Below are 24,861 nucleotides of genomic sequence, written 5' to 3' on the forward strand. Positions count from 1 at the left end.
CCCCACTCATCTGTTGCCCGGAATCCGCAAAAATGCATGCTTATCGCTCCCATAACTGCGCTGCCCTCCGAGCGTCGGACGTCGGCCAGACGGTCCGCCTCTCGGGCTGGGTCCACAAGAAACGCGATCATGGCGGGGTGCTGTTCATCGATCTGCGCGATCATTTCGGGCTGACGCAGATCGTCGCCAACCCGTCGTCCCCGGCGTTTCCGCTGCTTGACCGGCTTCGCCTCGAATCGGTGGTGACCGTCACCGGCGAAGTCGTGGCGCGCGGCGAGGGGGCGGTGAACCCCAACCTTGCCACCGGCGAGGTCGAGGTGCGCGCCGGCGAGGTGATCGTGCAGTCGGCTGCCGCCGAGCTGCCGATGCCGGTGGGGATCGATGCCGAATACCCTGAGGAAATCCGGCTCAAGTATCGCTATCTCGATCTGCGCCGCGAGCGGCTGCACGCCAACATCATGCTGCGCTCGGGCGTCATCGCATCGCTGCGGCAGCGGATGATCGGGCAGGGCTTCACCGAGTTCCAGACGCCGATCCTCACCGCCAGCAGTCCGGAGGGTGCGCGCGATTTCCTGGTGCCGAGCCGGCTGCATCCGGGCAAATTCTACGCGCTGCCGCAGGCGCCGCAAATGTTCAAGCAGCTGCTGATGGTGGCGGGGTTCGATCGCTATTTCCAGATCGCCCCCTGTTTCCGCGACGAGGATGCCCGTGCAGACCGGTCACCCGGCGAATTCTACCAGCTCGATTTCGAGATGAGCTTCGTGACGCAGGACGATGTTTTTGCAGCGATAGAGCCGGTGCTGGCGGGCGTGTTCGAGGAATTTGCGGGCTTTGGCGGTCGCACGCCCTGGGCGGTGACCAAGGGCGCCTTTCCGCGCATCCCCTATGCGGAGTCCATGCTCAGATATGGCAATGACAAGCCCGATTTGCGCAACCCGCTCGTCATCCAGGATGTGAGCGAACATTTCCGCGGCAGCGGCTTCGGGCTGTTCGCCAAGCTCGTCGACCAGGGGCTTGCCGTGCGCGCCATTCCTGCACCCGGCACCGCAGAGAAGAGCCGCAAGTTCTTCGACGACATGAACGAATGGGCGCGCAGCGAAGGGCATGCCGGGCTCGGCTATGTGACGCGCAAGGCCGGCGAATTCGGCGGGCCCATCGCCAAGAACCATGGCGAGGCGGGCATGCTCGCGCTGTATGAGACGCTCGGGCTCGGGCCGGACGATGGCTGCTTCTTCGCCGCCGGCAAGGCTTCGGCGGCTGCAAAGCTCGCGGGCCAGGCGCGCACCCGGGTGGGCGAACAGCTCGGGCTGATCGAGCAGAACACCTACAAGCTGTGCTGGATCGTCGATTTCCCCATGTTCGAGGCCGATGAGGAGACCGGCAAGGTCGATTTCAGCCACAACCCGTTCAGCATGCCGCAGGGCGAGCTGGAGGCGCTGGAGACGATGAACCCGCTCGACATTCTGGCGTATCAGTATGACATCGTGTGCAACGGCGTCGAATTGTCCTCGGGCGCCATCCGCAACCACAAGCCCGAGATCATGTACAAGGCCTTCGAGGTTGCCGGTTACACCAGGGCGCAGGTCGACGAGAACTTCAGCGGCATGATCAACGCCTTCAAGTTCGGTGCTCCCCCGCACGGCGGCTCGGCACCCGGCGTTGACCGGATCGTGATGCTGCTGGCGGACGAGCCCAATATCCGCGAGGTGGTGCTCTTCCCGATGAACCAGCGCGCCGAGGACCTGATGATGAACGCGCCGGGCACGGTGTCGATCAAGCAACTCCGCGAACTGCATATAAGGACGGTAGATTGAGCATCCGGCTGGAAGATCTCGAAGGCGGCGAGGAGATCGATCATAAGGACTATGAGGATCAGCTGGAAAAGCTGCAGCACCGCTTGGAGCTGATCCAGGCCGCGTATATCAACCAGGGCCGCAAGGCGGCGATCGCGGTCGAGGGCTGGGACGCCGCCGGCAAGGGCGGGCTGATCAAGCGCATCGTCGGCCCGCTCGATCCGCGCTACACGAAGGTCTGGTCGATCGCGGCGCCGTCACCGCTCGAGCTTTCACACCATTATCTGTGGCGCTTCTGGCAGCGACTGCCCGCCAAGCGCGAAATCGCCCTCTTCGACCGCAGCTGGTATGGGCGGGTGCTGGTCGAGCGCGTCGATGGGCTGGCGGAGGAAGCGGTGTGGAAGCGCGCCTATGACGAGATCAACGCCTTCGAGGCGCTGCTTGCCGCAGATGGGACGCGCATCATCAAGCTGTTCGTCCATGTGACGCAGGAAGAGCAGGACAAACGACTTCTGGAGCGCCTCCAGACGCCGTGGAAGCGCTGGAAGACCGGGCTCGATGATTATCACAATCGCAGCCAGCGGGTGAGCTACATGGCCGCCTATCACGACATGTTCGACCGCTGCTCGACCGAGGTCGCCCCCTGGACGGTGATCGATGGCACCGACAAGAAGACGGCTCGGATCAAGGGATTGGAAGCGATTGTTGCAGCACTTTCGCAGGATGTCGACCTGCGCTATCCCGAGGTGCCGGAAGAGGTGCTGCGCGTGGCGGAGGAAGCACTCGGCAAGGACGCCGTCCGCTCAACCGGGGCTTGATTTGCCCAGCCAGCGGCTCAGCGGCGCATTGCCCTGCGACGTGCCGAACTGCTGGTCATAGACCACGGCATTTTCGAGCACCCGCTGCACATAGTTGCGCGTTTCCGAGATCGGAATGCTCTCGATCCAGTCGATCATGTCCACGCCCGGCATCCGCGGATCGCCATTCAAGGTGATGAACCGCCGCGCATTGCCCGGCCCGGCGTTGTACGCCGCCACTGCCAGCACGTCGCTGCCGAAATTCTCGCGCATCCGCGAAAAATAGGCGCTGCCGAGCGTGACATTGTAGATGGGATCGGTGTCGAGCCGCTCGGTGGAAACCGGCATGCCGATCTTCCCGGCGGTCTCGGCGGCGGTCGTCGGCAGCAACTGCATCAGCCCGCGGGCATTGGCCGGCGAGCGGGCGGTGCGATCGAACTGGCTCTCCTGCCGGGTGATGGCATGGATGATCGTGCGGCGCGGGATGAGCACGTCGGGCAGCGTCAGCACCGGCCAGGAAGCCTCGAACAGCGGGATGCCATCGGCATAGGGGACCACCGCCGATCCCATGCCGCGCAGCCACTTGCCGACAAGCACGCCGAGATCGAGCCGGTTCAGCGGCGTGGCCAGCCCGGCCACGAGCGCATGCTCCTCCGGCGTTTCCGCCTTCGCCACCAGCGTGCGCAGGAAGATCGACTGGCGCTCGCGGTCCCCGAGGGCCGTCAGGGCCTCCAGCGCGCGCACCAGGGGCTCGGCGCGGAAGGTGCTCACCTGGTCGGGCGCCAGCAGCGGCGGCGGCGCCTTGCGCAGTTGCGGTGCGCGGCCAAGCGCCTCGGCGGCAAGCTGGCCGTAGAAGTAATCGCCGTGCAGCGCCGCCTGCTCATAGGCCTGGCGGGCGCCATTGGTGTCCCCGGCGGCCGCGAGTGCGCGCCCGGTCCAATAGTCGCCGCGGGACTGGGTGACCGGGGTGAGCGCTGCGGCGCGCACGGCACGGAAATGCGGGGCTGCATCGGCAGGCCGCCCCAGCTTGCGCAGCGCCAGCCAGCCGGCAAGCCATTCCAGCTCCACCAGTGCCTGGCGTTCGCCGAGCGGCCGCGCTGCAAGGTCGGTCCCCGGCACATGGCTGGCATGGCTGGCCATGATCGCATAGGCGCGCCCGGGATCGCCGGCACGCCAGGCGGCCCGGCCGAAATCGAGCTGCGTCGCCAGCCATTGCTGGGGATCGAAAACGCCGCCCGGCGCCGGCCGGAAGTCGGCGAGCAGCGCATTCGCTTCGGCCAGCCGGCCGCGCTTGCGCAGCCATAGTGCCTCGTCGCGCACCAGCCCGGCTTCGCGGCGCAAGCTGGCAGGCACGCCGCCGAGCCGTGCCGGGGCATCGGCGGAGTCGCCTCGGAGCGCGATCCGCGCCAGCAGCCATAGCCGCCGGTCCATGTCGAGCCGCGGCAGCAGCCGCCCGGCGGCGGTGATCTGGCCGTTCCAGAGCAGCCGCTCGGCGCGGCCCAGATGGTCCTGCGGGCGAAGTGCTGCTTCGAAGCCCTCGATCAGCGCCCGCTCGGTCTCGATGTCGAGCCCGGCCGAATCCCACGCATCGCGCGCGGTCTCGTTGGCGGCTTCGCGCTGGCCGGTGGCAAGCTGGGCTTCCGCCAGCCGCAACTTGGCCGCTGCCGACAGCGGCGGGAAACGCTCGAAGAAGCGGATACGCTCGAGTGCCGGCACATCGGCGGTGATCGCCTTTTCCGCCAGACGGCGCAATAGGAGGTTCTGTGGAAAATCAGGATGCTGCAGCATGAAATTGCTGTATTCCCTGAAGCTGCCGCGATAGCTTTCGCGCCTCAGCCGGTCCCATTGCACCACGGTTTCCAGGATCGGCACCGCGGCAGCGCTGGTCAACGGGCTGGCCGACATGCCGCTGAAGCGGCTGGCGGCATTGTCGGCAAGCCGGGCCTTGTAGAGCGCGGCACTTGCCTCGGAAATCTGTGCCTGGGTGGCCACCGGGGCCAGCAGGGCGGCGACAACAAGCCCCGATTTCACAACGACGCTGGACATTGGCAGCTTCAACTCCATATCACGCAACCGAAACAATGGTGCGTTGCCCCCTCTTAGGCCGGGGATGGCCGCCAGTGAAGGCTTGGCATTCATGACACTCGATCTCTCCCGCCTGCGCGGATCCCTGCGCGGATCAATGCCCGCCCTTGTGACGCCATTCCGCGATGGCGCCGTGGACACGGAAGCACTGGACAAGTTCATCGAATGGCAGATTGCCGAAGGCAGCCGTGCGTTGGTGCCGGTGGGAACGACCGGGGAATCGCCCACACTCAGCCATGCCGAGCATTATGCCGTCATCACCCGCACCGTGCAGGTGGCGGCGGGCCGGGTGCCGGTGATCGCCGGCTGCGGGTCCAACGACACCGCCACCGCCAGGGCGCATCTGGCGCATGCCGAAGCTGCGGGGGCGGATGCAGCCCTGCTGGTGGTGCCCTATTACAACAAGCCGAGCCAGGCCGGGCTCGTCGCGCATTTCACAGCGCTTGCGAACGCGACCACGCTGCCGATCATCCTCTACAATATTCCCGGCCGCTCGGTCGCCGATCTCGGCACCGCTGCCATGGCCGAACTGGCGAAGTTGCCCAACATTGTGGGCGTGAAGGACGCGACGGGAAACCTCGGCCGCGTCTCGGCGCAGCGCGCGGCGTGCGGGGCGGATTTCATCCAGCTTTCGGGCAATGACGACATGGCGCTCGGGTTCAACGCGCTCGGCGGTGTGGGGGCCATCTCGGTGACGGCCAATGTGGCACCAAGGCTTTGTGCCGACATGCAGGCGGCGATGCTGGCGGGCGATTATGCGAAGGCGCTGGCGATCAACGACCGGCTCTGGCCGCTGCATGATGCGCTGTTCTCGGATGCCAGCCCCGGGCCGACGAAATATGCGCTGGCGCGGCTCGGGCACATGACCGGCGATGTGCGGCTGCCGATCCTGCCGCCGTCGCAGGCTTCGCGCGCGGCGGTCGATGCGGCCCTTGCCCATGCCGGGCTCGTCTGATGGCACGGCCCAAGGGCAATGTCGGCATCAAGGTCAAGACGGTCGCCGAGAACCGGCGGGCGCGCTTCGAGTATTTCATCGAGGACGTCGTCGAGGCGGGCATCGCGCTGGCCGGCACCGAGGTAAAAGCGCTACGCGGCGGCCAGGGGTCGATTGCCGAGGCCTATGCCGAGGTGAAGGACGGACAGATGTGGCTGGTGAACGCCAACATCCCTGAATTCAGCCATGGCAACCGCTTCAACCATGAACCCAAGCGGCCGCGCAAGCTGCTGCTGCACGGCCGCGAGATCGCGCGCATGGGCAGTGCCGTGGCGCGGCAGGGGATGACGATCGTGCCGCTGTCGGTGTATTTCAACGACAAGGGCCGTGCCAAGGTCGAGATTGCGCTGGGCAAGGGCAAGAAGCTCCATGACAAGCGCGAGACGATCAAGGAACGCGACTGGAAGCGCGATGCGGCACGGCTGATGAGGGACCGGGGTTGATGAGCGAAGAGGACGGTTTCCGCGACAAGCTGGTTTCGGTCAAACAGGCCTGGGCCAAGGCCGGGCGGCTGCTCACCGGCGCGCCAGATGAGGCGCGCAGCCAGCGGCTGCCGCCGGGGCAGCGGCTGGTGACCAACTGGCCGGTGCTCGATCTGGGGGTGCAGCCGGCCATCGCTCGCGACGCGTGGCGGCTCAAGGTCGATGGCGCGGTGGTCAACCCCATCGAATGGGATTGGGAGGCGTTCTCCGCCCAGCCGCCGTTCGAGGATGTGTCCGACATCCATTGCGTCACCCAATGGTCGCGCTTCGACAACCGCTGGAACGGCGTGTCGACGCAGCATCTGCTGTCGGTGGTGCAGCCGCTGCCGGGCGCTACCCATCTCGTTCTGCACGGCGCCGATGGCTACACCACCAACATGACGCTGGAGAATTTCGCCGGCGAGGATTGCCTGCTGGCGCACAGCCATGATGGCGTGCCGCTCAGCCGCGAGCATGGCGGGCCGGTGCGGCTCGTCATCCCGCAATGGTATTTCTGGAAATCGGCGAAATGGCTGGTGCGGATCGAAGTGCGGTCTTCGGATGCCCCCGGCTTCTGGGAAGTGCGCGGCTATCACAATGAGGGCGACCCCTGGGCCGAGCAGCGCTACAGCTGAACTGATGGACGAAAACGCCTTTCTCCCCGGCTCCGTTTCGTTCGGCTGGCCGGCTCCCTATGCAGAGGGGCTGCTCAACCCCTGGGTGGGGCAGTTGATGAAGGGCCTGCCGCTCGCAGTGGCGGTGCTCAACGAGAAAGGCCGCATCATCGGTGGCAATGATGCCCTTTCGGCGACCATCGGACCCGATGCCGTGCGCGGAACCGACCCGGCCGATCTCGTCGTGCCCGAGGATCGCGAGCTGCTGTCCGATACGATCAAGCAGGTGATCCGCAATCTCGCCGGCACCTGCGATGTGCGAGTGGCGTTTCTGGATCGCCCGGATGAACGGCAGATCGTCACCGTGGCGCCGGTGCCGCCGGGCATGGGCGTGGCGGCGATGATGGCGACGCGTGATGTGCGCGAGCAGCGGCGGCTGGAGAAGCAGGTGCAGGCGGCGACGCGGATGCAGGCGGTGGGCCAGCTTGCCGGCGGAATCGCGCATGATTTCAACAATCTGTTGACCGCCGTTCTGGCGCTTTCCGAGCAGATGATGGAGCGCAACAGTGTCCACAGTCTCGATCATGAGGCGGCAGCCGAGATCCGCCGCAATGGCAAACGGGCGGCGGCACTCGTGGCGCAACTGCTGGCGTTCGCCCGGCGGCAGCCGCAGCGGCCGCAGTTGCTCGATCTCTCCGAGCTTCTGCAGGGCCTGACGCCCTTGTTGATGCAGCTCGTCGGCAAGGGGGTACGGCTCGAGATCGTCGACGCGGGGTTGAAATCAACGGTGCGTGCCGATCCTGGCCAGATCGAGCAGGTGATCGTCAACCTCGCCGTCAACGCGCGTGATGCGATGGAAGGGCAAGGCGAAATCGAGATTGCGCTTGCCGATGTGCCGGCGGCCAAGGTCGATGGCCTCGGGTATCCGATCATGCCCGCCATCGACCATGTGATGATCGAAGTGCGCGACACCGGGTCCGGGATTCCGGCGGCGATCGCCGGCAAGATCTTCGAGCCGTTCTTCACCACGAAAAAGCTGGGGGAGGGAACCGGGCTGGGGCTTTCCACCGTTTATGGCATCGTCAAGCAGAGCGGCGGCTTCATCTTCACCCGCCCGCGCCCGCGCCCGAGCGGCGGGACGGCGTTCAGCGTGTATCTTCCGGCGTCGGCGCAGGTTGCAGCGCCCGTGCCGCCACCCGAGACCGTCATCGCGCCGCCCTCGCTCACCGGCAAGCGGCTGCTGCTTGTGGAAGACGAGGAGGGGGTTCGCCAGGTGCTCAGCCGCGGCCTGCGCGCGCGCGGACTGCTGGTGCGCGCGGTGGGCGATGCCGCGACGGCGCTCGAGGCGCTCGCGTCCGGCGATGCCTTCGATGCGCTGCTGTCGGATGTCATGATGCCCGGCATCGACGGCGTCGAACTCGCCGCCCGGGTTCGCGCGGCGCGGCCGAAAATGGCGGTGCTGCTGATGTCGGGCTTTGCCGAGCCGCCGCTCCACCGTGCTGCCGAAACTGCGGGAATCGGCTTCATTGCCAAGCCGTTTTCGCTGGCGGAACTGATGCAGGCACTGAGCGACGAGCTGACCGCCAGCGTCGGCTGAAAGAGTTTCGTTCCTCTCTTGTTCCTTAAGAACATCTGGGGTACAAAGGCCTGCATTGACGGGTTTGTACAGTCGTTTACGAAGGAGCGAGGGTCATGGCAGCCAATCTCAAGGTGGTGGACGGCAAAATGGGTGGAACGGATCGGGCCAAGGCTCTGGAAGCAGCGCTCGCGCAGATTGATCGGGCCTTCGGCAAGGGCTCGGTGATGAAGCTCGGGCAGCGCGATGCGATGGAAATAGAAGCGATTTCCACGGGTTCGCTCGGGCTGGATATCGCACTCGGCATCGGTGGACTGCCGCGCGGCCGGGTTATCGAGATCTATGGTCCCGAAAGCTCGGGCAAGACCACATTGGCGCTGCACGCCATCGCCGAAGCGCAGAAGAACGGCGGCACTGCAGCCTTTGTCGACGCCGAACATGCGCTCGATCCGGGCTATGCCAAGAAGCTCGGCGTCAACATCGATGAGCTGATCGTCTCGCAGCCCGATACCGGGGAGCAGGCGCTGGAAATCGTCGACACGCTGGTGCGTTCGAACGCCGTCGACGTGCTCGTGGTCGATTCGGTTGCGGCCCTGGTGCCGCGCGCCGAGATCGAGGGCGAGATGGGGGATAGCCATGTCGGCCTGCAGGCGCGGTTGATGAGCCAGTCGCTGCGCAAGCTCACCGGCTCGATCAGCCGCTCGCGCTGCATGGTGATCTTCATCAACCAGCTGCGCATGAAGATCGGCGTGATGTACGGCAACCCCGAGACGACGACCGGCGGCAATGCGCTGAAATTCTACGCCTCGGTCCGTCTCGACATCCGCCGTACCGGCCAGATCAAGGATCGGGACGAGGTTGTGGGCAACACCACCAAGGTCAAGGTGGTGAAGAACAAGGTTGCCCCGCCGTTCAAGCAGGTCGAGTTCGACATCATGTACGGCCAGGGCATTTCCAAGCTCGGCGAGATTCTCGATCTCGGCGTCAAGGCGGGGGTGGTCGAGAAGTCGGGTGCCTGGTTTAGCCATGATTCGGTGCGGATCGGGCAGGGCCGGGAGAATTCGAAGAAATACCTCAAGGAAAATCCCGAGATCGCCGACAAGATCGAGAAGATCATCCGCGCCAATGCCGCCGGCATTTCCGACGCGCTGATGGCCGGCCCCGAGGATGATGGCGACAGCGCCGAAGAGATGTGATGTTCTGGGCGGCGTGATATCCACGCCGTCCTCTTGCGAGCGTGGTGGAACGGAGGACCTGTGACACCCGATCGAAGCCGGCCGCGCGCCACCCATTATGATCTTGTGGTGATCGGCGCCGGCGCCGGCGGGCTGGTTACGTCGGGCGGCGCTGCTCAGCTCGGGGCGCGTGTCCTGCTCATCGAGCAGCACCGGCTCGGCGGCGAATGCCTGTGGACGGGATGTGTGCCCTCCAAGGCCGTCATCCACGCCGCACAGCTGGCGCGCAACGGTGGTGGCCAGCGCTGGGCGGAGGCGCGCGCGAACCTCGATCAGGCGATCACCACGATCGAGCCGCATGATTCGCCCGAGCGTTTCGAGGATTTCGGAGTCGAAGTCGTCATCGGGCGGGCGAGCTTCACCGGACCCGATGCCATCGAGATCGGCGGCCAGCGTGTGACAGCACGGCGGTTCGTCATCGCCACCGGCTCCGACCCGGCGATCCCGCCGATCAACGGCCTCGGCGAACTGCCGTTTTTCACCAACGACACTATCTTCGATCTCGACGAACAGCCCGAGCATCTCCTGATCATCGGCGGCGGCGTGATCGGCTGTGAGCTGTCACAGTCCTTTGCACGGCTCGGCTCCCTGGTAACATTGATCAGCAACTCGGCACTTTTGCCTCGGGAAGATCCCGAGGCTGTGGCCGTGGTCCGCGCGCAGCTCATCGCCGATGGGGTGACGATCATCGAGAACGCCGAGGTTGCTTCTGCTGGCGGCGAGCCGGGCGCCATCCGCTTGACGCTCGCCGATGGCCGCACTGCCGAAGGGTCGCACCTGCTCATCGGTACCGGCCGCGCCCCGCGCATCACCGGCTATGGCCTTGAAGCCGCCGGCGTCGAAACCGGCAAGGGCGGGATCGTCACCGATGCCTGGTTGCGCACCAGCAACAAGCGCATCTACGCGATCGGCGATTGCCGCGACGGCCCGCGCCTCACCCATGCCGCCGACCAGGATGCGCGCACGGTCATCCAGAATGCGCTGTTTCCGTTTCGCAAGCGCAAGGATTATTCCGCCCTTCCGGCCGCCGTCTTCACCGATCCCGAGCTGGCCCAGGTCGGCCTCACCGAGCCGGCAGCGCGCGCGCTGCACTCCGACATCAAGGTGTTCCGCCAGGATTTCGATCACAATGACCGCTCGGTCACCGAGGCCGACATGCGCGGCTTCGTGAAGATCATCGTCCTGGGAAAGCGCGTGCTCGGCGTCACCATCGTCGGCGCCCATGCAGGCGAGCTGCTGGCGCTGGCCAGCTTCGCCGTCAGCGGCAAGCTCGGCCTGTCCGACCTCGCCAACCAGACGTTCGCCTATCCCACGCTCGCCGAGGCACTCCGCCAGGCTGCCGAGCAACCCGGGCAGGCGGCGTTGTTCTCGCCCTTCATGCGCAAGCTGACTGCGCTCTTCCAGCGGCTGCCCTGAGCCGCTAAGCCGCCATGCAATCAGGGGAACCGGCGATGAACGAAGCAATGCGCGACTATTGGAACGCCGATGCGGGCCACACCTGGGCCGAGATGCAAGCCAGGCTCGACCTGTCGCTCTCGCCGGTGACCGCGGCACTGCTCAGCCTCGCCGCCCCGATGGTCGGGGACCGTGTGCTCGATATCGGCTGCGGCTCGGGCGAAACCGCGCTGGCGCTGGCGACCGTGGTGGGCGAGGGCGGCGATGTGCTCGGCGTCGATATCTCGCGGCCATTGCTCGAAGTCGCCGAAGCTCGCGCCGAGGCGCTCGACAGCGACGCGCAGTTCATCGAGGCCGATGCCGCGACGCTCGCAGGGCAGGGGGACCGCGACCTCGTCATCTCACGCTTCGGGGTGATGTTCTTCGATGATCCGGCCGCTGCTTTCGCAAACATCCGCACCCATGCCCGCCCCGAGGGCCGGCTGCGCTTCGCCTGCTGGCGCACCCCGGCCGACAATGGCTGGGCCGGCGTGCCGCTGAAAGCCGTGGTGCCGCTGCTGCCACCGTCCGCACCCGCCGATCCGCTCGCCCCCGGCCCCTTCGCCTTCGCCGATCCCGATCGGCTTGTGGGCATCCTCGAAACCGCCGGATGGCAGGACATCGATCTGCAGCGCTTCGATTTCGACATGCTGCTCGGGCAAGGCGATGATCCGCTGGCCGCCGCCATCGAATTCAGCATGCGCGTCGGCCCGGCAGCCCGCGTGGTGCGCGAAGGCGATGCCGGGGTTCGCGCCGCTGCCGAAGCCGCCTTGCGTGCGGCTTATGCGCCCTATGCTGCCGATGGCCGGGTGGCGTTGCCGGGCTCGGTCTGGCTCGTGAGTGCGCACGCTTGAGTGGCGCGCGGCAAAGCCTTAAGCGATAGCCCATGATTTCAACCAACGACATCCGCCGCAGCTTTCTCGAGCATTTCGGCAAGGCGGGCCACCGCATCGTTCCGTCCGCACCGCTGGTGCCGCAGAACGACCCGACGCTGATGTTCGTCAACGCCGGCATGGTGCCGTTCAAGAACGTCTTCACCGGGCTGGAGAGCCGCCCCTACACAACCGCCACCTCGTCGCAGAAGTGCGTGCGCGCTGGCGGCAAGCACAATGATCTCGACAATGTGGGCTATACTGCGCGCCACCATACCTTCTTCGAAATGCTCGGCAATTTCTCGTTCGGCGATTACTTCAAGGATGTCGCGATCGAGCATGCCTGGTCGCTGCTCACCCGCGAATGGGGGCTGCCCAAGGACAAGCTGCTCGTCACCGTCTATCACACCGATGACGAGGCGGCGTCGCTGTGGAAGCGCATCGCAGGCATCTCCGATGACCGGATCATCCGCATCGCCACTTCGGACAATTTCTGGTCGATGGGGGACACCGGGCCGTGCGGGCCATGTTCCGAGATCTTCTTCGATCATGGCGACCATATCCCCGGTGGCCCACCGGGAAGCCCGGACGAGGATGGCGACCGCTTCATCGAGATCTGGAACCTCGTGTTCATGCAATATGAGCAGGTGGACAAGGAGACGCGGCTCGAGCTGCCAAAGCCTTCCATCGATACCGGCATGGGCCTCGAGCGCGTCGCCGCCGTGCTGCAGGGCGTCCATGACAATTACGATACCGACACCTTCAAGGCGTTGATCGCCGCGAGCGAGGAGCGCACCCGGCCATCGGACGATGCCACCCGCGCCTCGCACCGGGTGATCGCCGATCATCTGCGCTCGGCCGGCTTCCTGGTGGCCGATGGGGTGCTGCCCGCCAACGAAGGCCGTGGCTATGTGCTGCGCCGCATCATGCGGCGTGCCATGCGCCATGCGCATCTGCTCGGTGCACCCGAGCCGCTGATGCACAAGCTGGTGCCCGCCCTCATCGGCCAGATGGGTGCGGCCTACCCCGAGCTGGTGCGCGCGCAGCCGCTGATCGAGGAGACGCTGCTGCTCGAGGAAACCCGCTTCCGCCAGACGCTCGAGCGCGGTCTCGGGCTGCTCGACACCGCGGTGAAGGATCTCCCCACCGGCGGCACGCTGCCCGGCGACGTGGCGTTCAAGCTCTACGACACCTTCGGCTTCCCCTATGACCTGACCGAGGACGCGCTGCGTGCACAGGGGCTGACCGTCGATCGCACCGGCTTCGATACCGCCATGGCCGAGCAGAAGCGCGCCGCGCGCGCCGCCTGGGCGGGCTCGGGCGAAAAGGCGTCGGAGGCGGTGTGGTTCGACATTCTCGAAGCGCATGGCGCCACCGAGTTCACCGGCTACTCCGGCCACAGCGCGCAGGGTCAGGTGCTGGCGCTGGTGAAGGACGGCGAGCAGGTGGCATCGGCCGAAGCCGGCGACACCGTCACGATCATCACCAACCAGACGCCCTTCTACGGCGAATCCGGCGGCCAGATGGGCGATGCCGGAGTGATGCGCGGCGAGAGCGATCTCGTCGTGCTTGTCACCGATACCGGCAAGCCGCTCGGCAAGCTTCACGCGCACCGCAGCCGCATCGAGGCCGGTCGGATCGCGCTGGGAGACACGGTGCAGCTGACGGTCGATTCGGAGCGCCGCGGCCGGCTGCGTGCCAATCATTCGGCGACGCACCTGCTGCACGCCGCACTGCGCCACCGCCTCGGCGGCCATGTCACGCAAAAGGGCTCGCTGGTCGCCGCCGACCGGCTGCGCTTCGATTTCAGCCAGCCGCGCGCGCTGACCGCCGAGGACATCGCCGCGATCGAGGTGGAAGTGAACGCCCAGATCCGCGCCAACCGTCCGGTCTCGACCCGGCTGATGACTCCGGACGCCGCGATCGAAGCCGGTGCGCTGGCGCTGTTCGGCGAGAAATATGGCGAGGAAGTGCGGGTCCTCAGCATGGGTGGGACGGACGACGCCAATTATTCCACCGAGCTGTGCGGCGGCACGCACGTCAATGCGCTCGGCGACATCGCGCTGTTCAAGATCATCGCCGAAGGTGCGGTGGCGAGTGGCGTGCGGCGCATCGACGCGCTCACCGGCGAGGCGGCACGAATGGCGCTCGCCGAGCAGGAAGCACGGCTGAAGGCTGCGGCGACCACGCTCAAGGTTCGCCCCGATGAAGTGCCGGCGCGGATCGAAGCGCTTGTCGAGGAGCGCAAGCGGCTCGAACGCGAGCTTGCCGAAGCGAAAAAGGCGCTGGCGATGGCCGGCCCGGCGACCGGCGGCGGTGGTGCCGCGCCCGAAGCGGTGGGGGGCACGCAATTTCTCGGCCAGATCGTTGAGGGCCTCGAAGCCAAGGCGCTGCGCGGGCTGGTCGACGATGCCAAGGCTCGGTTGGGCTCGGGGGTGGCGGTGATGATCACCATCAACGAAGGCCGCGCCTCGGTGGCGGTGGGCGTGACCGACGATCTGGTCGGCAGCCGCTCGGCGGTCGATCTGGTGCGCATCGCCTCGGCAGCGCTTGGCGGCCAGGGCGGCGGCGGCCGTGCGGACTTTGCCCAGGCGGGAGGACCCGATGGCAGCAACGCCGCCGACGCGCTCGCGGCGGTGAAGGCAGCGCTGGCAGGCTGAGATGGCGGCGGGCTGGGACGCCTCGGCCGCGGCCTGGATCGCGCATATCGGCAGCGAGGGCGATTTCGGCCGGGTGCACATCCTCGATGCGCCGATGCTGGCGCGGGTGCGCGGGCGCGGCTTCCGCACCGGGCTCGATGTCGGCTGCGGCGAAGGCCGGTTCTGCCGGATGCTTGCTGCCGAGGGGATTGCCATGACCGGCGTCGATCCGGTTGCGGCGCTGGTCAAGCAGGCGCAAGCGCTCCATCCCGAGGGTCGCTACATTGCGGCGCCGGCAGAGACGATGGTGGTCGATGCCGGCGGCTTCGACCTGGTTGTGAGCTATCTTTCGCTCATCGATATGCCCGATCTCGATGCCGGCGTGGCGCGAATGGTGGCAGCGCTGAGGCCCGGCGGCACGTTGCTCATCGCCAATCTCAACAGCTTCAACACCGCCGGCATGCCCGCAAGCTGGCGCACCTCGCCGACCGGCGAGCGCTATTTCGCCATCGACCATTATCTTCAGGAGCGTGACGTACCGGCGGTGTGGAACGGCATCGATGTCGTCAACCATCACCGACCGATGATGCGCTACATGCAGGCGTTCCTCGGCCATGGGCTGCAACTCGTCCATTTCGACGAGCCGGCGCCCGGCGGCGGGCCGGCGGAAAAGGCCGACCGCTATCGGCGCGTCCCCTATTTCCACATCATGGAGTGGCAGCGGCCGGCCTGAGACGCTCAGCTCTTGCGGCTGCGCGCCGAACGGAAGCTCCGCCCCGGCCTGTCGCCCACCGCGCGCTGGATGCCGACGCGAAGCTCGGCGCGCTTCTCGTGGATCGAGGCAATGACCGGGCCCATCGGCACGCCGAGATCCACCAGCACGGCCTCGGCCAGTTGCAGCGAGCTTTCGACCGTTTCCGGCACGGCATCGGTGGCGCCCGAGCGATAAAGGCTCGACGCATGGTCGGCATCGCGGGCGCGCACCACCACGCACAATTCGGGGTGGCGCTCGCGGATCAGCCGCACCAGCGTGTCGAGCGTCTCGTTGGCATCGATCGTCAGCACCACGGCGCGCGCGTCGCCGAGGTTGAGCGCGTCGAGCAGATCCGGCCGGCGGGCATCGCCATAGATCACGCTCTTGCCGGCGCGGCCGAGGCGGATGACGGTATCCGGGTCGGAATCGACCGCAAGATAGGGCTGGCCGTGGGTATCGAGCATGGCGGCCACCAGCCGGCCCACGCGCCCGAAGCCGATGATGACGGTGCGGCCCGCCGAGGTCTCGGTGGGGGCGACATGGCCCTCGGGCGCGTCCGTCCCGAAGTAACGTTCCACCCGCTGGCCGAGCAGCCCCAGTAACGGCACGATGCTCAGCGAAAAGCCGATCACCAGCAGTGCCACCGCGGCGGTCTGGCCGGCGATGATGCCGAGCGTGGTGGCCGCACCGAACAGGATGAGGCTGGTCTCGGAAGGGCCGGCAAGCAGTAGCGCCACATGCCCCGCCACCCCACGGCTTCGCCGAGCCCGGCGCATCAGCGCATAGATGAGCCCGGCCTTCACCGTGCACACCGCGATCACGCCGCCGATGATGAGCAGCGGCTCGTCGAGCACCGCCGGCAGGTCGAGCCGCATGCCCACCCAGATCAGGAACACGCCGAGAAGGAGGCCCTGGAAGGGCAGGATGGCCGCCTCGATCTGCCGGCGATACTCGGTTTCCGCGAGCATGATGCCGGCGGTCAGCGTGCCGATGGCGGGGGAAAGGCCCGCCGCATGGGCAATCGAGCCCGATGCGATGAGGATGACCAGCGCCGCTGCCAGGAACAGTTCGGGCCGCCTTGTGCGCGCGGCTTGCAGCAACAGTGGCGGCAGCAGCAGCCGGCTGCCGAGGATGATGATGCCCAGCGCCAGCGCCGATACGGCGAGGCTTGCGGCAAACCCGTCCACTGCGGCGCCGGCCGAGAAGATGAGCAGGATCGGCGCCAGTGCGATATCCTGGAAAAGCAGGATGCCGAAGGCGGTGCGACCGGCCTGGGTGCCGAGCTTGCCGCTGCTGCTGAGGAGCTGCAGCCCCACTGCGGTCGACGACAAGGCAAGGCACAGCGCCAGCGCCACGGTGGTGGAAAGCCCAAGCAGGAACGGCGCCAGCAGCAGCGCGATCACGACCGTGCAGACCGCCATCTGTGCCGAGCCGAGGCCGAACACGATCCGACGCATCGTGCGGATCCGATCCGCCGAAAGCTCGAGCCCGAGCGCGAACAGCAGCAGCGCCACGCCCATTTCGGCCAGGGCAAACAGCGCATCGGAATTGGAAATGGTGAGCGGGGTCAGGAAGGGCAGGGCGCTCTTGAGGGCACCGAAACCGAATGGCCCCACCAAAATGCCGACAAGGATGAACCCGATCACCGGCGAGATGCGCAACGCCGCGAACGCCGGGATAACGAGCCCGGCTGCTCCGATCACCACTGCGATGTCGCTGAAATTTACCGAATCGAGCCCAGTTGCCATGGCCCACAGTTGCACGTCTGTGCGGATGCGTCAGTCCCGCAGGCGCAAACCGCGCCCGCCCCGGCCGAATCCGCTTAGCAACCCGATGGCCATTGCGTATCCACCCGCCACGGTCGGGGTGGCGATGAGGGATCGGCAGCCCTTTCACCTGTCTGGAGCGCGCCCATGCTGCAAATCACGAAGTCCGATGTCGTCGCGGCGCCGTTTCCCCATGTCGTCAAGCAGGACATCATCGATCCGTCGCTGTTCGCCGCCCTGCGCGCGGATTTTCCTGGTGTGAGCGTCTTCAAGGAACAGATTGCCACCAATGGGCTCGTCGGCAGCCGCACCGGTTCCGGGTTCGATATCTATCGTGGCGATCCCCATTTCACCGCGCTCACCGAGCGCTCGGCGGCGTGGAAGGAATTCGGCGACTATGTCAATTCCGAAGCCTTTGTTGACACCTTCCGGTCGGTGTTCGCCGATCATCTCGGGGATATCGGGCTGAAGGTCGATATCGGTGCGTCGCGGGTCGATCCGAGCTATGTCGAGCCGCGCGAGACGATGAAGGAACTGGCCTCGACACGCGACAAGATCGATGGCTTCGCCAACAAGGTCCTGTCACCGCTGCGCGGCCGCGCGCCGGTGGACCTGTTCACCCGGCTCGACATCCACAAGAGCACCGGCGGCTATGCCAAGCCCGCGCATTGCGACCGGCCGAACCGCCTCTGCTCGTTGATCGTCTATTTCACCGATCCCGATGAGGTCGGCATGTCCGGCGGCGATCTGTTTGTTTACAAGCACAAGCAGGACAAACCTGTGACCAGCTATGAGCGCCACCCGCGGCCCGAGAATGTCGACATTGTCGCGACGATCCGTCCCAAGCCCAATCTCGGGGTGTTCTTCCCCTGCCAGAACAACAGCTACCACGGCGTGAGCGCCATCACCTCGCAAGGTGCCGAACGCGATTTTCTCTACATAAACATTTCGGGCCGCAAGGCGAGCCTCTGGTAGTCGCGCGCCGAAAGTGCAGAAACAAGAACGCCTGCCCGTACCAACGGGCAGGCGTTTTGCTGTTCACCGCGCCGCATCAGGCCGAGATGGCGGCATCCAGATTGGCGCGGATCGCCTCGAAGAACTGCTCGGTGGTCATCCACGCCTGGTCGGGGCCGATCAGCAGCGCCAGGTCCTTGGTCATCGCACCCTGTTCCACCGTCTCGACGCACACGCGCTCGAGCGTTTCGGCAAAGGCGGTGACGGCGGGCGTGCCGTCGAGCTTGCCGCGATGCTTGAGCCCGCCGGTCCAGGCGAAGATCGAGGCGATCGGGTTGGTGCTGGTGGGCTTGCCTTCCTGATGCATGCGGTAGTGGCGCGTCACCGTGCCATGCGCCGCCTCGGCTTCCACGGTCCTGCCATCGGGGGTCATCAGGATCGAGGTCATCAGCCCCAGCGAGCCGAAGCCCTGCGCCACCATGTCCGACTGCACATCGCCGTCATAGTTCTTGCACGCCCAGATGAACTTGCCCGACCATTTCAGCGCCGAGGCGACCAGATCGTCGATCAGGCGATGCTCGTAGACAATGCCGGCCTTGCGATAGGCAGCCTTGAACTCGTCGATATAGATTTCCTCGAACAGATCCTTGAAGCGGCCATCATAGGCCTTGAGGATGGTGTTCTTGGTCGAGAGATAGACCGGCCAGTTGCGCACAAGGCCGTAGTTCAGGCAGGCGCGCGCAAAATCGCGGATGGAATCATCGAGGTTGTACATGCCCATCGCCACGCCGGCGGACGGGTATTCGAACACCTCATGCTCGATGCTCTGCGAGCCGTCCTGCGCTTCCCAGCGCATGATGAGCTTGCCGGGGCCGGGCACCAGGAAGTCGGTGGCGCGATACTGGTCGCCGAAGGCATGACGACCGATGACGATCGGATCGGTCCAGCCCGGCACGAGGCGCGGCACCGACTTGATGACGATCGGCTCGCGGAACACGACGCCGCCAAGGATGTTGCGGATGGTGCCGTTGGGCGATTTCCACATCCGCTTGAGACCGAATTCCTTCACCCGCGCCTCGTCGGGCGTGATCGTTGCGCATTTCACGCCCACGCCGAATTCGCGGATGGCGTTGGCCGATTCGACCGTCACCTTGTCGTTGGTGTCGTCGCGGTTCTCCACGCTCAGGTCGTAATAGCGCAGGTCGACATCGAGATAGGGCAGGATCAGCTGCTCGCGAATCCACTGCCAGATGATCCGCGTCATTTCGTCGCCATCGAGCTCGACAACGGGGTTCTCGACCTTGATGCGGCCCTTGTTGTTCGTAGCCATCCCGTTCCTCGCTTGCTCGTTTCCGTCCGTCTAGGGGGTGGCGGCGTGCAGGGTCAAGCTGGCAGGGCGTGTGGGTGCAAAAGAAGCCGGTCGAGTGCTGCAAGGCCGGGAAGCGGCTGTGCCAGGCGATCGAGGTCGGGCGGCGCGAAACCCTCAGCTGCGATATGGCCGAGCAGTGTCGTGAGCGGCGCCCAATAGCCATTGTCCCCCAGCAGCCAGATCGGCTTGTCGTGAATGCCCAGCTCGCGCCAGGTGAGGCTTTCGAACAGCTCGTCGAGGGTGCCGATGCTGCCGGGAATGGCCAGGATGGCATCGGCTCGGGCGTGCATCAGCGCCTTGCGCTCGTGCAGCGTCTCGACGACGAGCATCTCGGCAAGCCCGGCCTGGGCGATCTCGGACGTCATCAACAGCCGCGGGATGATCCCCACCACGCGCCCCCCCGCCGCCATCGACGCGCGCGCGGCGATGCCCATCAGCCCCACCGCACCGCCGCCATACACAAGCGTCACGCCGCGCACCGCGAGCAATGTGCCGAGCTCGGCGGCAAGTGCGGCGTGCGCCGGATCGTGGCCGGGGCGCGAGCCGCAGAAGAGGAGAAGGGACTGGATCATGCGCCGTCCATAGGCGAGCGTGGCGGCACTGTCAGCCGGGTTGCCGCCGCTGGGAGCCGGGGTGGAAGATTGCCCCTGTGCCACGTCACGGGTAAGGCAAGGGGCATGACCAGCAACACACCGTTCGATCCCGGCAAACCGGAAGCGCCCGAGGACACGTCCGGTCCCGCCATCACGCCGGTGCCGGCCCCCGTCGCCCAGCCCGTTCCGGCGCCGACCCCTGTGCCAGCGCCGACTCCCGTGCCGGCTGCGACGCCTGTGCCCGCCCCCACGCCGATCCCTGCCGCCGCACCCTCCACCGCGCCACGCGCCGCCAGCAAGGTCGACGCCGAAGAGCCCGGCCTGATCGAGGGCATCGCCGCCGAAATGGGGACTTCGCCGGCGCAGCCGCTGCCGCTGGTGCCGGGCGAGTCCGCGCAATACAAATTCCCGCCGATGCACCCCGAGGGACGCAAGTTCGTCGCCATTGCGGTCGGGCTGGTCCTGCTTGCCGGGCCGTTGCTCGGTTTCTCGACGCTCGCCTGGCTGCTCGCCGGCGTCACCATCTGGGTGGCGGCATTCTTCCGCGATCCGGTTCGTGTCACGCCGGTCTCGCCCGATGTGCTGGTGTCGCCCGCCGACGGGCTGGTGAGCCTGATCGTCAACTGCGCGCCGCCGCGGCAGCTGGCAGGCGAGGGAGGGCTCGGTGATGGCCCCGTCACCCGCATTTCGGTGTTCATGAGCGTGTTCGATGTGCACGTTAACCGATCGCCGGTGGGCGGCCGGCTGACGCGCGTCGCCTATGTGCCGGGCAAATTCCTCAATGCCGATCTCGACAAGGCGAGCGACGAGAATGAGCGGCAGTATTTCATCGTGGAAACGGCAAACGGCGAGCGGGTGGCCTTCACCCAGATCGCCGGGCTGGTGGCGCGGCGGATCATGCGCTTCGTCGAGGAGGGCGTGTCGCTCAAGGTCGGCGAGCGTGTCGGTCTCATCCGTTTCGGCAGCCGCGTCGATGTCTATCTGCCAGCCGGCTTCGTGCCCGATGTGCTGATCGGCCAGCGCGCCGTGGCCGGCGAGACGGTGCTCGCGAGCCGTCGTCCCGGTGCGATGCCGAGCGGCTCGGCACAATGATTCCGCCTTTGGACGGGCATTCGCAAGTCAAGCGCCGCAAGGGCATTCCCATGCGGGCCCTCATCCCCAATGCCGTCACTGTGCTGGCGCTGTGCTTCGGGCTCACCGCCGTGCGCTTCGGCATTGCCGGTGAATGGGAGAAGGCGGTCCTCGCCATCGTGGTGGCCGGGGTGCTCGACGGCATCGACGGCCGCATCGCGCGGCTTCTCAAGGGCAGTTCGCGCTTTGGAGCCGAGCTTGATTCGCTTTCGGACCTGACCGCCTTCGGGGTGGCGCCGGCGCTGATCGTCTATCTGTGGTCGCTCCAGCATGTGCCGGGGCTGGGCTGGGTGATCGCGCTTGCCCATGCCGTCACCTGCGCGCTGCGGCTGGCGCGTTTCAACGCGCAGATCGACGATGCACCACAGCCCCACAAGCGCGCCGGCTTCCTCACCGGCGTGCCGGCGCCCATCGGCGCGGGGCTGACCCTGGCACCGATGGCGATCAGCTTCTGGCTCGAGCCGATGTTCCTCGACGATCTGCAGATCCGCGCCGCCGTGGTGGCGGTGGTGGTCGTCATCGTCTCGGTGCTGATGGCATCGAGCGTGCCGACTTACAGCTGGGGATCGGTGCGCGTGCGGCCCAGTGCCCGCATCGCCGCGCTTGCCGGGGTGGGGCTGTTCGCCGGGAGCCTGTTCTCGGCGCCCTGGATGACGATCAGCCTGATGTGCATCGCCTATGCCGTGGCCGTGCCCTTCGCCTGGCGCAGCTATGCCCGCGCGGTGCGCCGCGCCGCGGCGGACCAGCCACCCGCCTGAGCCCGGCCTGGCGCCGGCCCACCGCGCACGGCCTGCAGCAGATCGGGCAACCGTGCACCGATCATCGACGTCAACAGCGCCAGAAGTCCCAGCAGCGCCATCATCACCAGCGTCGCGAAAATCAGGTTCATAACCGTGCCCCTTGCTCGTGTTCTTCCTCTGTTCCGTTCTTATGATCCCTCTTTGTTCCCTTTGTCAACCAGCCCCGACACGCTAGGGTGCTGAAAATAATTCGGGGAGATCAGGCAATGTTTGGCACGATGCAGGATTGGCCGCTTCTGGTCTGGCGGATCATCGATCATGCCGCCGCCTTCCACGGTGGCCGCGAAGTCGTGAGCCTCACCTGCGAAGGCCCGGTGGTGCGCAGCAACTGGGCCACCGTTCGCAGCCGCGCCAGAAAGGTGGCGGCTGCGCTCCGCCGCATGGGTGTGCAGCCCGGCGAGCGGGTGGCGACGCTGGCGTGGAACACCCATCGCCATGTCGAAAGCTGGTATGGCATTTCCGGCATGGGCGGCGTCGCGCACACGATCAACCCCCGGCTGTTCGAAGCGCAGATCGCCTATATCGCCAACCATGCCGAAGACCGGGTGCTGTTCTTCGACCTGACGATGCTGCCGCTGGTCGAGAAGCTGGCGCCCGAGTTCGCCACCATCGAACACTATGTGCTGCTCACCGATGCCGCCCATATGCCGGCAGCGTCGAGCCTCAACCTCCACTGCTACGAAGACCTGCTCGCCGCCGAATCCGACGACACGCCCTGGACCGATCTGCCCGAAACCGCTCCTGCCGGCCTCTGCTATACCAGCGGCACCACCGGCAACCCGAAGGGCGTGCAATATTCGCACCGCTCCAACGTCCTCCATGCGATGGCGGCGTGCATGACCGACACTTTCGGGATCGGCGCGCAGACTGCGGTGCTGCCGATCGCCCCCATGTTCCACGCCAACGCCTGGAGCATCCCCTACACCGCCGCCTGTGCCGGATCGAAACTGGTGCTCAACGGCCCGCATTTCGATGCGCCCACCTTGCAGAAGCTCATCATCGACGAGGGCGTCGACCTCGCCCTGGCGGTGCCCACAGTCTGGCTCTCGATGCTTCAGCATCTCGAAAAGACCGGCGGCAATCTCGGCCGCCTCAACCGCACCGGCATCGGCGGCTCGGCGGTGCCGCGCAGCATGATCGAGAGCTTCGACACGCTGCACGGCGTGCGGGTGATGCAGCTTTGGGGGATGACCGAAATGTCCCCGCTCGGCACCATCGGCTCGCCCACGCCCGAAATCGCTGCAAAGCCTTACGACGAGCAGCTCAGCTGGCGCATCAAGCAGGGCAGGGGCTTGTTCGGCGTCGAGATGAAGATCGTCGATGATGCCGGCGAAGGTCTGCCGCACGACGGCCGCACGTTCGGCCGCCTGCTGGTGCGCGGCCCCTGGGTGGTCGCCAGCTATTTCAAGGGCGACGGCGGCCAAGTGCTCGATGCCGATGGCTGGTTCGACACCGGCGATGTCGCCACCCTCGACGAGCACGGCTACATGCACATCGTCGACCGCTCGAAGGACGTCATCAAGTCCGGCGGCGAATGGATCTCCTCGATCGACCTCGAGAACACCGCCGTCGGCGCCCCCGGCGTCGCCGAAGCCGCGGTGATCGGCATCCACCACCCCAAATGGGACGAGCGGCCGCTGCTTCTGGTCCGCGCCAAGGAGGGGGCCACCCCGACAAGGGAAAGCGTGCTCGCATATCTCGATGGCAAGATCGCGAAGTGGTGGACACCCGATGACGTGCTGATCGTCGAGGAGCTGCCGCACACCGCCACCGGAAAGCTTCTCAAGACCGAGCTTCGCGAGCGCTACAAGGACTATCGACTGCCCACCGCCTGACGACGCAATTTGCGCTGGAACCAATAGCAGTCTAGGGCGGGAACCATGGCGCGCCCGCTCCTTTGTGCCGCCATGGCAGCCACGCTGCTTGCCGGCTGCGCAACGCGCCCCGAAACCCTGTCGTTCGATGATGTTCCGCTGGTCAGGACGGCGATCATCAGCGCCGTGGACGACAAGGGCGCCCCGCTCGACGATCCCACGCCTGTCCGCCAGGTCGGGGCCCGCCATGATGTGCTCGTGCTCTCGGGCGGTGGCTCGGTCGGCGCTTTCGGTGCCGGCGTCCTGGTCGGCTGGACCGAGGCCGGCACGCGGCCCAATTTCGACGTGGTGACCGGCATCTCCACCGGGGCGCTGATGGCGACGCTGGCCTTCCTCGGGTCATCGCGCGATGCCGACCTCATCCGCGCCTACACCTCGCTCACCAGCAAGGATATCTACAAGCGGCGCGGCGTGATCGGCTTCGCCCGCAAGGCCTCGGTCTTCGACCGCTCGCCGCTGGAGGCCATGATCGAGCAGATGGTCGATGACCGGCTGCTCGACCAGGTGGCCGCCGAGCACCGCAAGGGCCGCCGGCTGTTCGTCGGCACGACCGATCTCGACAATGGCGTGGCGACGGTGTGGGACATGGGCCGCATCGCGATTTCGTCCTCGCCGCAGCGCGCAGCACTTTATCGCAAGGTTCTCGCCGCATCGGCGGCAATTCCCGGCGCCTTCTCGCCGGTGTACATCAAGCAGGGCGACGGGCCGCCGACAATGCATGTCGATGGCGGCCTCAAGCAGGCCATGCTGTTCCGCAGCTACATGATCGACCCCAAGGGCTCGAACGAGAATGTCTGGGCGGTGGTCAACGGCCATGTCAGCTACACCGGCAACCGCACGCTGTCGGGCACCAACAGCGGCAGCATCCTCGGCCGCTCGGTATCGGAGATGCTCCGCACCATCACCTACCGCGAGGTCGAGCGCATCTACACGATGAGTCGCAACGCCGGGGTCAAGTTCAACGTCGCCTATCTGCGCGACGATGCCGTGGAGCCGAACCCGATCATCTTCGATCCGGTGTCGATGCAGTCGCTGTTCGACGAGGGCAAGGCGCTTGGCAAGACCGGGCGCTGGCAGCCGCTTCCGCCCCGGCTGGAAGCCCTAGAGCGGATGAAATAGC

Annotated in this window: 21 protein-coding genes; 16 read left to right on the forward strand and 5 right to left on the reverse strand. The window is 66.4% G+C overall.

Annotation, left to right across the window (positions count from 1 at the left end; genetic code table 11):
* Positions 1-32: 32 nt before the first annotated feature.
* Both aspS and FHS79_RS00655 read left to right on the forward strand, forming a co-directional pair.
* A complete protein-coding gene (gene aspS / locus FHS79_RS00650) occupies positions 33-1,814 on the forward strand; it encodes an aspartate--tRNA ligase (RefSeq protein ID WP_184193784.1) in 1,782 nt (593 codons plus the stop codon).
* Positions 1,811-2,611, forward strand: coding sequence for a polyphosphate kinase 2 family protein (locus tag FHS79_RS00655; protein ID WP_184193786.1), 801 nt, complete (start codon positions 1,811-1,813; stop codon positions 2,609-2,611). The genes aspS and FHS79_RS00655 overlap by 4 nt, the downstream gene beginning before the upstream one ends.
* Here FHS79_RS00655 and FHS79_RS00660 read toward each other — a convergent pair.
* Positions 2,597-4,636: a lytic transglycosylase domain-containing protein gene (locus tag FHS79_RS00660; protein WP_184193789.1), complete on the reverse strand. Its 2,040-nt coding sequence runs from the start codon at positions 4,634-4,636 to the stop codon at positions 2,597-2,599. The genes FHS79_RS00655 and FHS79_RS00660 overlap by 15 nt on opposite strands.
* Before the next feature lie 91 nt (positions 4,637-4,727).
* Between FHS79_RS00660 and dapA the strand changes: the two genes are divergently transcribed.
* The 9 genes from dapA (at position 4,728) to FHS79_RS00705 (ending at position 15,233) form a co-directional block, all read left to right on the forward strand.
* Positions 4,728-5,630 carry a 4-hydroxy-tetrahydrodipicolinate synthase gene (dapA, locus tag FHS79_RS00665; protein ID WP_184193793.1) on the forward strand — a complete coding sequence of 301 codons (903 nt, stop codon included), beginning with the start codon at positions 4,728-4,730 and terminating at the stop codon, positions 5,628-5,630.
* On the forward strand, positions 5,630-6,112 hold the full coding sequence (gene smpB / locus FHS79_RS00670) for an SsrA-binding protein SmpB (RefSeq protein ID WP_184193796.1): 483 nt from the start codon (positions 5,630-5,632) through the stop codon (positions 6,110-6,112). Before dapA ends, smpB begins: the two co-directional genes overlap by 1 nt.
* Positions 6,112-6,765, forward strand: coding sequence for a sulfite oxidase-like oxidoreductase (locus FHS79_RS00675; protein ID WP_184193799.1), 654 nt, complete (start codon positions 6,112-6,114; stop codon positions 6,763-6,765). Before smpB ends, FHS79_RS00675 begins: the two co-directional genes overlap by 1 nt.
* Complete coding sequence (locus tag FHS79_RS00680; RefSeq protein ID WP_184193802.1) at positions 6,728-8,341, forward strand: hybrid sensor histidine kinase/response regulator; 1,614 nt, start codon at positions 6,728-6,730, stop codon at positions 8,339-8,341. Before FHS79_RS00675 ends, FHS79_RS00680 begins: the two co-directional genes overlap by 38 nt.
* Before the next feature lie 95 nt (positions 8,342-8,436).
* Complete coding sequence (recA, locus tag FHS79_RS00685) at positions 8,437-9,516, forward strand: recombinase RecA (RefSeq protein WP_184193805.1); 1,080 nt, start codon at positions 8,437-8,439, stop codon at positions 9,514-9,516.
* 60 nt (positions 9,517-9,576) lie between these two features.
* On the forward strand, positions 9,577-10,971 hold the full coding sequence (locus FHS79_RS00690; RefSeq protein WP_184193808.1) for a dihydrolipoyl dehydrogenase family protein: 1,395 nt from the start codon (positions 9,577-9,579) through the stop codon (positions 10,969-10,971).
* A gap of 35 nt (positions 10,972-11,006) precedes the next feature.
* A complete protein-coding gene (locus FHS79_RS00695; protein WP_184193810.1) occupies positions 11,007-11,843 on the forward strand; it encodes a class I SAM-dependent methyltransferase in 837 nt (278 codons plus the stop codon).
* A gap of 32 nt (positions 11,844-11,875) precedes the next feature.
* Complete coding sequence (gene alaS, locus FHS79_RS00700) at positions 11,876-14,521, forward strand: alanine--tRNA ligase (protein ID WP_184193813.1); 2,646 nt, start codon at positions 11,876-11,878, stop codon at positions 14,519-14,521.
* Position 14,522: 1 nt separating this feature from the next.
* The gene (locus tag FHS79_RS00705; protein ID WP_184193816.1) at positions 14,523-15,233 is read left to right on the forward strand and encodes a class I SAM-dependent methyltransferase; all 711 of its coding nucleotides are present in this window, start codon (positions 14,523-14,525) and stop codon (positions 15,231-15,233) included.
* Positions 15,234-15,238: 5 nt separating this feature from the next.
* Here FHS79_RS00705 and FHS79_RS00710 read toward each other — a convergent pair whose 3' ends face one another.
* Positions 15,239-17,002 (reverse strand): cation:proton antiporter domain-containing protein, encoded by a 1,764-nt coding sequence (locus FHS79_RS00710; protein ID WP_184193819.1) that lies wholly within the window; start codon positions 17,000-17,002, stop codon positions 15,239-15,241.
* A gap of 165 nt (positions 17,003-17,167) precedes the next feature.
* Between FHS79_RS00710 and FHS79_RS00715 the strand changes: the two genes are divergently transcribed.
* Positions 17,168-17,995, forward strand: a complete 828-nt coding sequence (locus FHS79_RS00715; RefSeq protein ID WP_184193822.1) for a 2OG-Fe(II) oxygenase — start codon at positions 17,168-17,170, stop codon at positions 17,993-17,995.
* Positions 17,996-18,071: 76 nt separating this feature from the next.
* Here the strand turns inward: FHS79_RS00715 and FHS79_RS00720 are convergent, their stop codons facing one another.
* The gene (locus FHS79_RS00720; protein ID WP_184193824.1) at positions 18,072-19,304 is read right to left on the reverse strand and encodes an NADP-dependent isocitrate dehydrogenase; all 1,233 of its coding nucleotides are present in this window, start codon (positions 19,302-19,304) and stop codon (positions 18,072-18,074) included.
* Positions 19,305-19,357: 53 nt separating this feature from the next.
* On the reverse strand, positions 19,358-19,999 hold the full coding sequence (locus FHS79_RS00725) for an LOG family protein (RefSeq protein ID WP_243453475.1): 642 nt from the start codon (positions 19,997-19,999) through the stop codon (positions 19,358-19,360).
* 21 nt (positions 20,000-20,020) lie between these two features.
* Between FHS79_RS00725 and FHS79_RS00730 the strand changes: the two genes are divergently transcribed.
* A complete protein-coding gene (locus tag FHS79_RS00730) occupies positions 20,021-21,028 on the forward strand; it encodes a phosphatidylserine decarboxylase (RefSeq protein WP_184193827.1) in 1,008 nt (335 codons plus the stop codon).
* Between the two features lie 50 nt (positions 21,029-21,078).
* Positions 21,079-21,825: a CDP-alcohol phosphatidyltransferase family protein gene (locus FHS79_RS00735; protein ID WP_243452546.1), complete on the forward strand. Its 747-nt coding sequence runs from the start codon at positions 21,079-21,081 to the stop codon at positions 21,823-21,825.
* Here FHS79_RS00735 and FHS79_RS00740 read toward each other — a convergent pair.
* Positions 21,777-21,956: a hypothetical protein gene (locus FHS79_RS00740; protein WP_184193833.1), complete on the reverse strand. Its 180-nt coding sequence runs from the start codon at positions 21,954-21,956 to the stop codon at positions 21,777-21,779. The two genes, FHS79_RS00735 and FHS79_RS00740, sit on opposite strands and share 49 nt — an antisense overlap.
* Positions 21,957-22,073: 117 nt before the next feature.
* Between FHS79_RS00740 and FHS79_RS00745 the strand changes: the two genes are divergently transcribed.
* Positions 22,074-23,702 carry a long-chain-fatty-acid--CoA ligase gene (locus tag FHS79_RS00745; RefSeq protein ID WP_184193836.1) on the forward strand — a complete coding sequence of 543 codons (1,629 nt, stop codon included), beginning with the start codon at positions 22,074-22,076 and terminating at the stop codon, positions 23,700-23,702.
* A gap of 45 nt (positions 23,703-23,747) precedes the next feature.
* Complete coding sequence (locus FHS79_RS00750) at positions 23,748-24,860, forward strand: patatin-like phospholipase family protein (RefSeq protein WP_184193839.1); 1,113 nt, start codon at positions 23,748-23,750, stop codon at positions 24,858-24,860.
* The last annotated feature ends 1 nt before the right edge of the window (position 24,861 follow it).

The sequence above is a fragment of the Polymorphobacter multimanifer genome, assembly GCF_014205635.1.
Taxonomy (GTDB): domain Bacteria; phylum Pseudomonadota; class Alphaproteobacteria; order Sphingomonadales; family Sphingomonadaceae; genus Sandarakinorhabdus; species Sandarakinorhabdus multimanifer.